At 72.4% G+C, this 14,211-nt stretch carries 9 protein-coding genes; 6 read left to right on the top strand and 3 right to left on the bottom strand.

The window, feature by feature from the left end:
- Positions 1 to 187 precede the first annotated feature (187 nt).
- The 5 genes from ACFXAZ_RS18935 to moeZ all read left to right on the top strand — a co-directional run bounded on the left by ACFXAZ_RS18935 (position 188) and on the right by moeZ (position 7,046).
- A complete protein-coding gene (locus tag ACFXAZ_RS18935; RefSeq protein ID WP_384592031.1) occupies positions 188 to 2,143 on the top strand; it encodes a DUF3492 domain-containing protein in 1,956 nt (651 codons plus the stop codon).
- Positions 2,144 to 2,175: 32 nt separating this feature from the next.
- Positions 2,176 to 3,540 (top strand): hypothetical protein, encoded by a 1,365-nt coding sequence (locus tag ACFXAZ_RS18930; RefSeq protein ID WP_384592160.1) that lies wholly within the window; start codon positions 2,176 to 2,178, stop codon positions 3,538 to 3,540.
- Between the two features lie 516 nt (positions 3,541 to 4,056).
- Entirely contained in the window at positions 4,057 to 5,019 is a 963-nt protein-coding gene (locus ACFXAZ_RS18925; RefSeq protein WP_384592028.1) for an NAD-dependent epimerase/dehydratase family protein, read from the top strand.
- 23 nt (positions 5,020 to 5,042) lie between these two features.
- On the top strand, positions 5,043 to 5,804 hold the full coding sequence (locus ACFXAZ_RS18920; RefSeq protein ID WP_384592157.1) for a spherulation-specific family 4 protein: 762 nt from the start codon (positions 5,043 to 5,045) through the stop codon (positions 5,802 to 5,804).
- Positions 5,805 to 5,867: 63 nt separating this feature from the next.
- On the top strand, positions 5,868 to 7,046 hold the full coding sequence (gene moeZ, locus ACFXAZ_RS18915; protein WP_384592026.1) for an adenylyltransferase/sulfurtransferase MoeZ: 1,179 nt from the start codon (positions 5,868 to 5,870) through the stop codon (positions 7,044 to 7,046).
- A gap of 65 nt (positions 7,047 to 7,111) precedes the next feature.
- Here moeZ and ACFXAZ_RS18910 read toward each other — a convergent pair whose 3' ends face one another.
- The 3 genes from ACFXAZ_RS18910 to ACFXAZ_RS18900 form a co-directional block, all read right to left on the bottom strand.
- On the bottom strand, positions 7,112 to 8,650 hold the full coding sequence (locus ACFXAZ_RS18910) for an alpha/beta hydrolase (protein ID WP_384592023.1): 1,539 nt from the start codon (positions 8,648 to 8,650) through the stop codon (positions 7,112 to 7,114).
- A gap of 162 nt (positions 8,651 to 8,812) precedes the next feature.
- A complete protein-coding gene (locus ACFXAZ_RS18905) occupies positions 8,813 to 10,360 on the bottom strand; it encodes an alpha/beta hydrolase (RefSeq protein ID WP_384592020.1) in 1,548 nt (515 codons plus the stop codon).
- 101 nt (positions 10,361 to 10,461) lie between these two features.
- Positions 10,462 to 13,449, bottom strand: a complete 2,988-nt coding sequence (locus ACFXAZ_RS18900) for a lysylphosphatidylglycerol synthase domain-containing protein (RefSeq protein ID WP_384592016.1) — start codon at positions 13,447 to 13,449, stop codon at positions 10,462 to 10,464.
- A 186-nt stretch (positions 13,450 to 13,635) separates the two neighbouring features.
- On the opposite strand from ACFXAZ_RS18900, the gene ACFXAZ_RS18895 reads away from it, so the two are divergent.
- Positions 13,636 to 14,040: an MGMT family protein gene (locus tag ACFXAZ_RS18895; protein WP_384592013.1), complete on the top strand. Its 405-nt coding sequence runs from the start codon at positions 13,636 to 13,638 to the stop codon at positions 14,038 to 14,040.
- Positions 14,041 to 14,211: the final 171 nt, after the last annotated feature.

Below are 14,211 nucleotides of genomic sequence, written 5' to 3'. Positions count from 1 at the left end.
GTGGCTCGTCCCCTCGCTCCTCCCGCTCCCCCCCTCACCCCTCGCTTTCCACAACTCCACACACCCTGTTTTGGCCCTCGCCTCCCCACCCACCCCCCCCCCCCACCGCCTTGTCCGCATACGTTCGTCCCGCTGCGAGCCGCCGGGGCAAGGGCGGCTCCCCATACGGGAGATCGGGGGTGGACACATGCGCATCGGACTGCTTACGGAGGGTGGCTATCCGTATGTGAGCGGTGACGCCGGGCTCTGGTGCGACCGGCTCGTGCGCGGGCTCACGCAGCACGAGTTCCATGTCTACGCGCTCAGCCGCACCGAGCGCCAGGAGGACGAGGGTCGGCTGTCGCTGCCGCCCCAGGTCGGCCTGGTGCGGACCGCGCCGCTGTGGACGGCCGAGGACGACGGGGCCGGCTACGGGCGGCGCGCGCGCCGGCGGTTCGCGGAGGCGTACGGGGAGCTGGCGCGGGGGTTGTGCGCCGGGGGCGTGGAGGGGGCGGGGGTGAGTGCCGGCGGGGGTGCCGGCGGGAGTGCCGAGAGTGCCGAGGGCGTCGGGGGCGTCGGCGGGGGTGACGGTCGGGATGATTCGTCCGCCTTCGCGCTTGAGGCGGACCGTTTCGCCTACGCGCTGTACGGGCTCGCGGAACTCGCCCACGACGAGGGCGGGCTGGTCGGCGCGCTCCGCTCGGAGGCCGCCGTACGCGCCCTGGAGCGCGCCTGCCGTGCGCCCGGCGCACCGCACCCGGCGCGCGAGGCGCGCGTCCCGGATCTCCTGACCGTCGCCGCACACCTCGAACACGCCCTGCGCCCCCTCTCCCTCGACTGGTACGAGGACGACGCGCTCGGCTCGGTCGACCTGTGCCATGCCACGTCCGGCGGCACCGGCGCTGTGCCGGGGCTGCTGGCCCGGCACTTCACCGGCGTACCGCTGGTGGTGACGGAGTACGGCGTGCCGTTGCGCACCCACTACCTGGCGTCCGGCGCCGACGCGGCGGCCCCTGCCGTACGGGCCCTGCTCGCCGCCTTCCACGGACGGCTGGCGGCGGAGGTGTACCGCCGGGCCGTCCTGGTCACCCACGGCAACACGCATGCGCGGCGCTGGCAGGAGCGGTGCGGGGCGGATCGGGGGAAGTTGCGGATCGTCTATCCGGGGATGGACGCGGCGGCGTTTGCCGAGGGGGGCGAGGACGGCGAGGGGGCCGGGGGCGATCAGGGGCGTCAGCGTGGCCGGGGTGCCCAGGGCGGCCAGGGCGGCCAGGGTGTCGAGGGCGGTCGGCTGGGCGCGGAACCGCGCGCCGGGTCGGGCTCGGGGTCGGGCGTGGCGGCGGGCGTGGGGGCGAGGCCGGGTGGGCCCGGGGCCGTCGATCCGAAGACGCTGGTCTGGGTCGGCCGGGTCGAACCGGCCAAGGACCTGGTGTCCCTGATGCATGCCTTCGCGGAGGTCCGCAAGGCGGAGCCGCAGGCCCGGCTACGGGTGGTGGGGGCACCGTCGGACGCGGAGGGCGTGGCCTATCGGTCGCACTGCCGGGCCCTGGCCGCACAACTGTTCCCGGACGAGGCGGCCGGGCCGCACGCCGTGGGCGAGAACCCGGTGTCGTTCGAGGAGATCGGCGGCCCGGAGATCCCGACCCCGGCCGCGGCCTACGCCTCCGGCGCGGTCGTCGTGCTGTCCAGCGTCGTCGAGGGCTTTCCGCTCAGCCTGGTCGAGGCGATGCTCAGCGGCCGGGCCACCGTGTCGACGGACGTCGGGGCGGTGGTCGAGGTCATCGGCGGTACGGGGCTGGTGGTGCCGCCGCGCAATCCACGGGCGCTCGCCGAGGCGTGCGTGGCGCTGCTGCGCGACCCCGCGCGCCGTGCACGCCTGGGGGAGGCGGCGCGCGCCCGGGCGCTCGAACTGTTCAGCGTCGAGCAGAACATCACGGCATTTCACGGCATTTACCTGGAGGCCGTCGCCCAGTCGCCGGTCCGCCGTGTCGTCCTCGACGCGACCGGCGAGCCGTTGCCGTTCGCCTGCCCGGCCGAGGCCCGTGTCCCCGGCCACTGGACCGGCCCGTCCCGCGCGACCGCGCCCCGCGCCCTCCCATCGTGGGCGGCGGGACCACCGGTACGGGCGTCCGAGATGACGAGTGCGGGGGAGGGGGCTCGATGAGCGGGGTGGACGAACTGAGCGGGTTGGGCGAGCTGAGCGGGTTGAACGAATTGAACGGGCTGAACGCGTCGAACGGGCTGGATCGGCCGGGGACGCCCAGCAGCCCGGGGGCTTGGGACGCACGGTCGGAGAAATGGGTGGGCGACGGAGGTGGAGGGCTCGGAGTATCCGTACCGGGCGATTCGCCGGCGGCAACGGACGACGCGGGTTCCCCGCGCTCCTGGGCCTCGGTGGATGTGGCCGGCGGCGCTGCCCCACGAGTGAGCGACCCGCTGCCCGCCCCCGGGAAAACGGCCGTACCCCGCCGGGGCGCCGCCGATCCGGTCAAAGCCCTGATGCACCGCCACCGCGAACTGTGCGAGCAGGCCGTCGACCCCCTGGAGATCGCCGCCGGACTGGAGGCGCACGGTGTGACGGACCGGACGGCGGGGCGCTTCCTGCACCGGGACGTCTTCTCCCTCGCGGAGGAGATGTACGCCCGTGTCCCCCGCGACAGCGAGGCCCGCCCCCGCGCCGAGGCCCCGGTACCGGCGAAGGTCCGGGCCGGGTGGGTGATCCGCACACTGCTGCCGGGCGCGCTGTGTGCCGCGACCCTTGCCGGGCTGCGGTTCACCGACGGCCAGAGCCGGCTCCTCGTGGCCGCGGCCGGTGTCCTCGCCGTCGGACTCGGCCTGCGCGCGGCCCTGACCCGAGGCCCGCTCGGCACCCACCGCGAACGGTCCGGCCCCTCCTGGTCCACCGGCACCTGGACCTGCTGGCTCCTCATGTACGCCGTCCTCGGCGACGGTCTGCTCCGGGCCGCCATCCACGGAGGCCCGGATACCCTCCCGGACGGCGCCGCCGCAGCCTCCTGGCCCTTGGCCACGGCCCCCCTGCCGGCCCTCGCCCTGGCCTGCGCACCCGCGGCCTGGACGACCCATCTCTTCACCGCCGCGGCCCGTCGCAGGCTCACCGCCAGCCGCGGCCTGGCGGAGTTCGCCGGATCCGTACGCCCCCTCCTGCTCGGCACGTTCGCCCTGTACGTCGGTGCCCTCGTCGCCCTGGCCGCCGGTTCCGCCCGGGTCCTGGACGAACCAGCGGCCCTCTTGCAGACCCTGACCCTGGGCGCCCTCCTCCTGCTCGCCCGCCTGCTGCACCTCCACGGCTTCACCCACGCCCCGGCCATGGTCCTCGCCGTCGCCGCGAGCGCCGAGGCCCTCGCCCTGGCCACGGTCTTCGCCGCCCGGCTGCCGGGCTGCGACTTCCTCTCCCTTCCGGTCGAGACCCTCGTCGACATCTGGGGACCGGGCAGCATCCCGACCCTGATCTGCGGCATGGCGACCCTGACCCTCCTCGCCCACGCCTCCCGCACCCTCACCCGCGCCTCGTCCCACGCCAGAACGGAGGCCCCGTGGTGACCCCGACACATGTGCCGGACGGCTGTGGGGCCTGTCGGCCGGACGCGCCCATCCGGTACGGGCCGTGTCGGCCGCACCTGCCCGCCTGGCACCGCGCCTGCCGGCCCCGGGGCCGCCCACCTGGTCGTGGGGCGCCGCCTCGCGTCGCCTCGCCCGGGCTCGGCCCGCCGGTCCTGGGACGGGTTCCACGCCGGGCCTTGGTTGCCTCAGGACACCGCACGCCTGGCACGGGCATGACCGCCGGAGTCCCTCGGACGACACCGACACCGACCCCGGAAACCGAAACCAATCAGCGCCCGCCACCCCCACCCGGGCAATCCGCGTCTCTCAACCCCCGGCACACCAGCCCCGCCCGCCCCACCCGGGCATCCGGCCCCCCGCAACCCGCCGGAGGCCCCCGCACCACCCCTTCGAAGGAGAACACCTGATGACCACCTCCCGACCCGGCGCGACCGGAGCCCCAGGGGCCGACGGCGCCTCTGGCACCACCGGAGCGCACACCCCGGGAGCCGCCCGATGAGGGTTCTGCTGATCGGAGCCAACGGATACATCGGCCGCTTCGTCGCCGACCGGCTGCTCGCCGACCCGGCCGTCCAGCTCACCGCGCTCGGCCGCGGCGACGACGCCGATGTCCGGTTCGACCTCGCGTCCGGCAGCCCCGGCGCGCTCACCCGGTTCCTCGACGCGGTCCACCCCGGCGTCGTCATCAACTGCGCCGGCACCACCCGCGGCGGCGCCCGCGACCTCACCCGGCACAACACCGTCGCCGTCGCCACCGTCTGCGAGGCACTGCGCCGCAGCGGCTGCGGCGCCCGCCTGGTGCAGATCGGCTGCGCCGCCGAGTACGGCCCCAGCCAGCCCGGCTCCTCCACCGCCGAGGACGCCGTCCCGCGACCGGGCGGTCCCTACGGCGTCAGCAAGCTCGCCGCCACCGAACTCGTCCTCGGCTCCGGCCTCGACGCCGTCGTGCTCCGGGTGTTCTCCCCGGCCGGGCCCGGCACCCCGGCGGGCTCCCCGCTCGGCCGGCTCGCCGAGGCGATGCGCCGCGCGATGCAGTCCGGCGACGGCGAACTCAAGCTCGGCGGCCTCGGCGCCCAGCGCGACTTCATCGACGTACGGGACGTGGCCCGCGCGGTGCACGCCGCCTCCCTGTCGGCCGCCCAGGGCGTGATCAACATCGGCTCCGGCCGTGCCGTGCGGCTGCGCGACGCCGCCGCCACCCTCGCCCGGGTCGCCGGCTACGGCGGTGCCCTGCACGAACTCGACGGCCCGCCCGGCCCGCCGCTGCGCCCGACCATCGGCCACCCGCGGGGCGACTCCGACCACATCGCCCCCGTCGCGTACCCGTACCCGGACGGCTGTGGCAGCTGGCAGCAGGCCGATGTGCGCACCGCCCGCGACCGGCTCGGCTGGCGGCCCCGGATCCACCTCGAAGAATCCCTCGCCGACATCTGGATGGAGGCCGCGTGTCGTATCTGACGAGCATCACCCCGAGTACCCCGATCGCCCCGAGCACCTCGACCAGCCGTAGCGCTCCCCGCACCGATCTCGGCACCGGCTTCGGTGTCCCCGGCTACGCGCACCCCCTGGTCGCCCGCGCCGAGTGGGCCGCGCTCACCGACCCCGGCACCCCGCTGCACTGGGTCGTCCTCGATGTCGCCGACGGTCCCGGCGACCGCCCCGACCCGCACTGCCTGGAGGCGGCGGGCCGGCTGCGCAACGCCGGCGTCCGGGTCCTCGGCCGCATCGACTCCGGCTACGGCGCCCGCGGCTTCGGCGAGGTGATCTCCGACGCCCACCGTTATCTCGACTGGTACCTCGCCGACGGCTTCCTCCTCGACCGTTGTCCGGCCGGCCGCGACACGCTCCCCGAGATCCGCCGCACCGTCACCGCACTCCGCGCGATCAGCGACGGCGACCCCCATGTCGTCCTCGGCCACGGCACCCATCCGCACCCCGGCTACGCCGAGAACGCCGACCAGTTGGTCACCTTCTCCGGCCCCTGGAGCGACTACCGCTGGTCGCAGGTGCCCGAGTGGACCGCGGGCTATCCACCGGAGAAGTTCTGCCACCTCGTGCACGGCGTGCCGGGCGGGCACCTCGACGAGGCGCTGCGGATCGCCCGCTGGCAGGGCGCGGCCACCATCTGGTTCACCGACCGCGCCGTCCGCGGCGATCCGGGCCGCGCCGAGGACCCCTGGGCGGCCATGCCCGGCTACTGGGACGAGATTGTCTCGCGCCTTGGACCAGGTGTCTCGGAATGAAAAAGGCCGTGGCACTGTTACGGGGAGAACAATCGTAGTGATAGACCGACCAACGGAGTCCCCGTGTCGCTGCCACCCCTGGTCGAGCCCGCCGCCGAGCTCACCGTAGACGAGGTCCGCAGGTACTCCCGCCACCTGATCATCCCCGACGTCGGGATGGACGGGCAGAAGCGGCTGAAGAACGCCAAGGTGCTCTGTGTGGGCGCCGGCGGCCTGGGCTCGCCGGCGCTGATGTACCTCGCCGCGGCGGGCGTCGGCACGCTCGGCATCGTGGAGTTCGACGAGGTCGACGAGTCGAACCTCCAGCGGCAGATCATCCACAGCCAGGCCGACATCGGCCGCTCCAAGGCCGAGTCCGCCCGTGACAGTGTCAAGGGCATCAACCCGTACGTGGACGTGATCCTTCACCAGGAGCGGCTCGAAGCCGACAACGTGATGGAGATCTTCAGCCAGTACGACCTGATCGTCGACGGCACCGACAACTTCGCGACCCGCTACCTGGTCAACGACGCGTGCGTGCTGCTGAACAAGCCGTACGTATGGGGCTCGATCTACCGCTTCGACGGCCAGGCCAGTGTCTTCTGGTCCGAGCACGGCCCCTGCTACCGCTGCCTGTACCCGGAGCCCCCGCCCCCCGGCATGGTCCCCTCCTGCGCCGAGGGCGGTGTGCTCGGTGTGTTGTGCGCGTCCATCGGCTCCATCCAGGTCACCGAGGCGATCAAGGTCCTCACCGGCATCGGTGAGCCCCTGGTCGGCCGGCTGATGATCTACGACGCCCTGGAGATGCAGTACCGCCAGGTGAAGGTCCGCAAGGACCCGAACTGCGCGGTCTGCGGCGAGAACCCGACCGTCACCGAACTGATCGACTACGAGGCCTTCTGCGGTGTCGTCTCCGAGGAGGCACAGGAGGCCGCCGCCGGTTCGACGATCACTCCCAAGCAGCTCAAGGAGTGGATCGACGACGGCGAGAACATCGAGATCATCGACGTCCGCGAGATCAACGAGTACGAGATCGTCTCCATCCCGGGCGCCAAGCTGATCCCGAAGAACGAGTTCCTGATGGGCACCGCCCTGGCGACCCTCCCGCAGGACAAGAAGATCGTCCTGCACTGCAAGACGGGCGTCCGCAGCGCGGAGGTCCTCGCGGTCCTGAAGTCGGCGGGCTTCGCCGACGCCGTCCATGTCGGCGGCGGCGTCATCGGCTGGGTCCACCAGATCGAACCGGACAAGCCCGTCTACTGAGTCGGTCCGGCACTCCCTACGGCGGGGGCCACCAGCACCACGGGTGCTGGTGGCCCCCGCCGTCGTCATGCGCAGCGCGTGCCGTTGTCGGGCACCTCGCCGTCCAGCAGATACGCGTTCACCGCGGAGTCCACACAGTCGCTCCCACTGCCGTAGGCGCCATGCCCCTCGCCGTCCCAGGTGAGGACCACGCCGACGTCCTCGCCCAGCTCGTCGGCCATCCGCTGGGCCCCCTCCACCGGTGTCGCCGGGTCCCCGGTGTTGCCGACCACGAGGATCGGCGCCGCGCCCGGCGCGCTCACCTCCGGGGTGTCGAACTGACCGGGCACCGGCCAGTCGTGGCACCAGCCGGCCGTGTCCCAGCCCAGGAACGGCCCGAAGACCGGTGAGATCTCCTCGAACTCCGGCAGCAGCCGCTTCGTCTCCGCGATGGTCGGCCGCTGCTTGTCGTCCAGGCACGATATGACGCGCTGGGAGTGGGTCGTCGTGCCGTAACCGCCCGAAGCGTCCCGCTCGTTGTAGGCGTCGGCCAGCGCCAGCAGTTCGGACCCGTCGCCCTCCTCGGCGGCGGTCAGCGCGCTGGTCAGGCTGGGCCAGCCGGACTCGCTGTACAGCGGCAGCACGATCCCGATGACCGCGAGCGACTGGGTCAGCTCCCGGTCGCCCGACGCGGGCAGCGGCTCCGCGTCCAGTCCCGCCAGCAGATCCGCGATCCTGGCCGTGCCCTGCGCCGGGTCCTCGCCGGTGGACACCAGATAGTTTTCGAGGGCGCGCTGGAAGCCCCGGGTCTGGTTCTTCGCGTGCTCGACGGTGTCCGCGGCCGGGTCGACCACCGCGTCCAGGACCAGCCGCCCCACGTTCTCGGGGAACAGGTGGGCGTAGACCCCGCCGAGTTCCGTACCGTACGAGAAGCCCAGGTAGTGGAGCTTCGCGTCGCCCAGGACCAGGCGCATCAGGTCCATGTCCCGCGCGGTGTCCGTCGTGGAGACATGCGACAGCAGCGGCCCGGCCGCCGCCTCGCACCCGTCGCCGAAGTCGGCGGCGTCCTTCAGGAACGCCTCCTCCTCGGCCGCCGTGTCCGGCGAGGCGTCGATCTGCTCCGCCGCCTGGATCTCCGCGTTGTCCCGGCAGCGCACGCCCTCGCTGCCGCCGACCCCGCGCGGATCCCAGCTCACCAGGTCGTAGCGCTCGTGCAGCGAGGAGACCACGGACTCGTACGACGGCATCGTGGACACCCCAGAGCCGCCCGGTCCGCCGAAGTTGAACAGCAGCGAGCCGATGCGGTCACCGCCCGTGGCCTCGGAGCGGATCAGAGCCAGGCCGATCGTCTCGCCCGCCGGCTTCGACCAGTCCAGGGGCACCTTGAGCGTGGCGCACTCCCAGCCGTCGCCCGGCGCGGGGGAGTCATCCGTGGCATCACACTCGCCCCAGTCGGGTTTCTGCGAGGTCAGCGACGACGGCAGCGTGGACCCGGACGGCGGCGCCGCGTCCGACGGACTCGAACTCTCCCCGCCCTTCCCCTCGTCCGACGAACCCGAGCTGCACCCCGCCACCAGCAGTGCGGCAGCCGCACCGAGCGCGGACCACCGTACGAAACGCGTCATCGCACCTTCCCCCTCGCAGGCCGTCCGCGCTTCGACGGCGAACGGTGTGACCATCGTAGGCGGGGAGAAGAAAATCCGTCGAAGCCTGTGGATAACCTTCTGACCTGCGACTTCTTTGGGGTGGTGGGGGTCGGACCGTCGCGGTGGCCGGGGTGCCGGTGCTCAGCCGCAGACGGTTCCGGCCGCCGGAACCCGGCCGTTGAGCAGATAGCCGTCGACCGCGGTCCGCACACACCGGTTGTTGCTGTCGTAGGCCCCGTGCCCCTGGCCCTTGTACGTCAGCTCCACGCCGACGTTGTCGCCGAGCGCGGTCACCATCTTGCGGGCGCCCTCGTACGGCGTCGCCGGGTCGCCGGTGTTGCCCACGACCAGGATCGGGGCCGAGCCCGGGGCGCTGACGTCGGGGTGGTCGGCGGCGCCCGGCACCGCCCAGTCCGTGCAGCTGATCATGCCCCAGGCCAGATAGTCGCCGAACACCGGTGAGGCGGCCCGGAACTCCGGAAGCTTGCGCTCCACGTAGGCCACGTCGTAGCGGGGCTTGTCGTCGGCGCAGTTGATGGACACGTTGGCCGCGGTGAGATTGCTGTACTCGCCGTTCTGGTTGCGTCCGTTCATCGAGTCGGACAGCAGCATCAGGATCTGCCCGTCACCGCCGTACGCCTGCTCAAGGCCCTCGGTGAGGTACTGCCAGAAGTCCTGCGAGTACAGCGACTGCGCGATGCCGCTGGTCGCCGCGGTCTGGGTCAGCTCACGCGGGAAGATGCCCGGGATCGGCTTGCGGTCGAGATCCTTCAGCAGCTTGGCGATCCGGTTCTTCACGTCCTGCGCGCTGTCACCGATCGGGCAGTCCTCCAGCTGCGAGACACAGTTCTCGGCGAAGTTGTCGAGCGCGAGCTGGAAGCCCTTGGCCTGTCCCAGCGAGCCCTCCTCGGAGTTCTGCGTCGGGTCGACGACCGCGTCGAAGACGGCCCGGCCCACGTTCTGGGGGAACAGATGGGCGTAGACCCCGCCGAGTTCGGTGCCGTACGAGATCCCGAAGTAGTACAGCTTGTCGTCGCCGAGGACCTGCCGCATCAGATCCAGGTCGCGGGCCGCGTCCGTGGTGCGCACATGCGGCAGGATCGTCTTCGAGTTCTTCTCGCAGGCCGCGTTGAAACCCTTGACGTTGGCGAGGTAGGTGGCGCGCTCGGCGCTGTCGTCGGGGGTCGCGTCCTGCTGGAAGTACGCGTCCAGTTGCTGGTCGTTCTCGCAGCGCACCCCGTCGCTGCGGCCCACCCCGCGCGGATCGAAGCTGACCAGGTCGTAGCGGGTGCGCAGGGTGTCGTACGAGGTACCGAAGGCGGGCAGGGTGGTGACGCCCGAACCGCCGGGACCGCCGAAGTTGAAGATCAGCGAACCGATCCGTTTGTCCGCCGCACCACTGGTCTTCGCCCGGATCAGCGCGATCCCGATCGTCTCGCCCTGGGGGTGGTCCCAGTCGAGCGGCGCCTGCATGGTGGCGCACTGCCACGCGGTGCCGCCCGGCAGCGGCGACGGGGCCTCCCCGCCGCCCTCCGCCTGGGACGGCGCCGGACAGTCCTTCCAGCTGAGCCGCTGCGCCGTCAGATCCATGCCCAGAGGAGCGCCACCGCCACAGCCCGCGGTGGCGGAGACGAGCAGCACGGCGGTGGCGGTCAGGGCGGCGGTACGCAGACTGGATCGTTTCGGCATGAACCCATCCTGCGGTCGGGCCGCGCAACGCGCTCGGGGCGCGGGCCGTACGAGGTACGGCCGTGATTCCCCGTGACTCGAACGCCCGCCCCAGGGAGGGCCTACAGCGCGCCCTTGCGTGACAGATGGTTGAACGCCAGCCACCCCGGCAGCACCGGGAGCCACAGGGTCAGCAGGCGGAACATCAGGACGGCCGGGGCGGCCACCTCGCTGGGCAGGCCGACAGCGATCAGGCCGACCGTCAAGGTGGCCTCCACCGCGCCGACGCCGCCCGGGGTGGGCGCCGCGGAACCCAGCGCGTTGCCCGCGAGGAAGACGACCGCGACGCTGGCGAGGCTGATCGAGGTGGACTCGTCGCCGAAGGCCCGGATGGAGGCGTCCAGGCACATCACGAAGCAGGCCGTCAGCAGCAGCATGCCGCCGATGCCGGTGACCAGCTTCTGCGGGCGCTGGAGCACGTCCAGCATGCGCGGCACGACACCCGCGAACAGCGACCGCACGCGCGTGACGACGAATTTCCGCAGGAAGGGCACCGACGTCACCACCAGCACCAGGACCGCCACGGTCAGCAGACCCGCGATGACCGTCCGGGACGGCGACAGCGACGGCGTCTTCTCGATGCCGGTGAGATAGCCGAAGGCCAGCAGCATCAGGATGTGGCAGCCCAGGCCGAACAGCTGCGACGCGCCGACACTCGCCACGGCGAGCCCCGGCCGCACGCCCTGGCGTTGCAGGAACCGGGTGTTGAGCGCGACCCCGCCCACCGCGGCGGGCGCCACGATCTTCACGAACGACCCGGCGACCTGCGCCGCCACGGTCCGCACGAACGGCACCCGCTCCGGTACGAACCCCAGCAGGCTCATGGCCGCGGCCACATAGCTCACCGCCGAGAACAGCGCCGCCGCGATGACCCAGCCCCACTCCGCGTTGGCGACCAGGGTCCCGAACTCGATGTGGGTGAGCTGCGTCAGCAGGAAGTACGCGCCGATGGCACCCGCGATGATGCTGATCAGCGTGCGCGGCCGGACCCGTTCGAGGCGGGCCGGCTCCACGGGGGCCTGCGGCCTGATCTTCAGCACCTCGTGCCGGATCTGGGTGAGCGGATCCTCCTCGCGGGCCTCGTCCATGGCTTCGTCCATGGCCCGCTTCTCGGCCCGCGACTGCGCGCGTACGGCCTTCTTGCCGGGCTTTTCGAGCGCGACCGCGGTGTCGCCCCCGGCGGCCTCCGCGCGGGCGAGCTTCGCCTGCCGGGATGCCTCCAGGACCGCCTCGCGCTCCCGCTCGCCCCGCTCCCGGGCCAGCCGGCGCAGCGTCGTGCGCGTGGTGCGGGTCAGGCCGATCGGCTGGAGCATCGGCAGACAGTCGGCCACCGTGTCGGGCCCGAGCACGCTCAGCGCGGAGGCCACGGCCCGCTCGGCGCCCACCCGCAGCGCGAGGGTGGTCACCAGCTGGGCGATGTCCATCCGCAGCAGCAGATCTCCGGCCGCGATCTCCCCGCCGCGCAGATCCGTCAGGATCACCGTGCCGGAACGATCCACCAGGATCGCGTCACCGGCCAGCCTGCGGTGGGCGATCCGCCGCGACTGCAACGCGCGCACCTGGTGCCAGGTGTTGCGCAGCAGATCGTCGGTGATCTCGTCGTCCGCCAGTGCGTCCAGGGAGCGTCCGCCTGTGTGCTCGTACACCAGCATCACGGCGTCGGGGCCCAGCTCGGACGTCGCGATCAGTTTCGGCGCGTTGGCCCCGGCGGCGATCGCCGCGTACGCCAGCAGCGCCTCCTGCTCCAGCGCCTGGCGCAGCGACTGGAGGCTGCGGCGGGTGGCGAAGCCGCGCAGCGTCAGATTGCGCCACACCCGGTAGTAGAACCCTTGCGCCTGCTGCTCGCGGTCCACGACCGTGACGTCCAGTGGCCGGCCGTCCTCCAGGGTGACGAAGTAGCGTCGGCCGCGGTCGCCGTTGTCGGTGTTCTCCGCGAAGTCCTCCCGCGCGGCGCTCACCGGGCGGAAGCCGACCGTCCTGAGGCCCGCCATCAGCGTGCGGCCGGTGGGCCGGACGTTGGGCGAGCCGACCGCGTAGAGCGTGCCATAGGCCACGCTCCAGCCGATCAGCACCGTCAGGATGATCGAGAAGGGTGTCGTGTAGCCGGTGACCAGCATGGAGAACGCGTCGAGCAGCAGCACGATCCACAGCACCGCGCGCCAGCGTGGTCTGCGCGACATGCCGACGGCGGTCATGTACGCGATCACCGGCGCGAGATAGCCGTGCACGGGGTCGGTGAGGACGCTGACGTTGCCCGGGGAGGGCTGGGTGAGCGCCTGCTGGATCGAGTCGGGAGCCGCCTGGGCGACCCACAGGTCGGTGGCCAGGGTCACGCCGTGCGCGAGGACCGCGGCGAGCACACCGTCGGCGATGCGCAGACCGTCGCGTTTGATCAGCCGTTCGATCGCGAAGGCGACCGGCACCAGCAGGATCGCGATGCTGGACGCCAGTCCCGCGATCTTGATCAGTAGGTCGGGGGCCTGTCCGGTGCCCTTGCTGATGTCCTGTTCCAGGCCGGATGTGGTGCCGTGCGCGAAGGCCGAGATCGCCAGCAGGACGACGACCCCGAGCACACCGACCAGCAGCCGCATGAGGTCGGAGGGGCGGTGCACGCGCGCGGGGAGGAGCGGTTCGTCGCCCTGCACCTCGTCCGCGCGGGAGTCCTCGGGGCCGTGGCCCGAGGGGCCGCCACCGGGGTGGTGGTCGCCGGGTCCGTCGGGGGGGCCTGTGCCGTTGTCGTGGGGGCCGGGGCCGCTGGGCCCGTCGGGGTTGCCGGGGCCGCCGGGGCCGTTGGGTCCGTCGAGGTTGCCGGGTCCATCGGATCCGCCGTCGTCGGGTCCGTCGGGCGCAGGGTTGTCGTGCCCATGGGGAACGCGGTCGGCTTGGCCCTGGGGATCGGGGTCGGCGCGGTCGTCGGGATCGCGCTTCGCGCGGGCGCCGGTTTTCTCGTTCCCGCTGCGGATCTTCGCGTCCGCATCGGCGGTGTCCGGGCGCGACACGGCCTCAGAGGTACCCTCCGCGTCCTCGGGGTGCACACCCTGCTGCTTCATCGACCCTTCTCGGTCTCGTATCACCGGTCACCGCCCGCACGATGGTGGCATGCCGCACCGACACACGGGGGCATCAGGGTGCAAATGCGGGGCCGCACAGTCTGTCGGAAGCGCTGCCGGGGAGCGAGGGCCGCGCACCGCCGCGAGCCCGTCGCACTGTCGGTGCGGTGGGGCAGGATGGGGCGAATGAGCGAGGAGAGCTTGCCGGGGGAGGCGCGCGCGGAGCACGGGGACGCGCCGCCGGAGCACCCGGAATATCCGGAATACGCAGATCGGGTCCTTGAGGTCGCCGAGCTGATCCCGCCGGGCCATGTCATGACGTACGGCGATGTCGCGGAGTGGCTCCAGGAGGGCGGGCCCCGTCAGGTCGGCCGGGTGATGGCCCTGTACGGTGCCGCGGTGCCGTGGTGGCGGGTCGTCCGCGCGGACGGCGTGCTGCTGCCCGGACATGAACTGCGGGCCCTCGACCGGTACAGAACCGAGGGCACGCCGCTCAAGGAGGCGAGCCGGGCCGCCGAAGGTCATGTGCCCCGTATCGATATGAAACGGGCGCGCTGGGACGGCGGCGAACACGGTCAGGCTCACACCTGACAGCTTCCGCCATCCGGGGCCGCCATGGAGGGCACGTGATCCGTACGAGCGATATTGGGCACTTCCGTGACATGACGTACGTTCGTGGGGCGCGGAGCGCGCGTGACGTGCGGGTCGCACGGGAAGAAGCGGAAGTCCGTCTTTCGTTGTCCTCGGCGGCGTAGCGTCACC

It is taken from the genome of Streptomyces sp. NPDC059477 (genome assembly GCF_042749375.1).
In the GTDB taxonomy this organism is placed as follows: Bacteria; Actinomycetota; Actinomycetes; order Streptomycetales; family Streptomycetaceae; genus Streptomyces.
The sequence above is the reverse complement of the archived record's forward strand: the minus strand, read 5'-3'. Positions and strand labels throughout refer to the sequence as shown.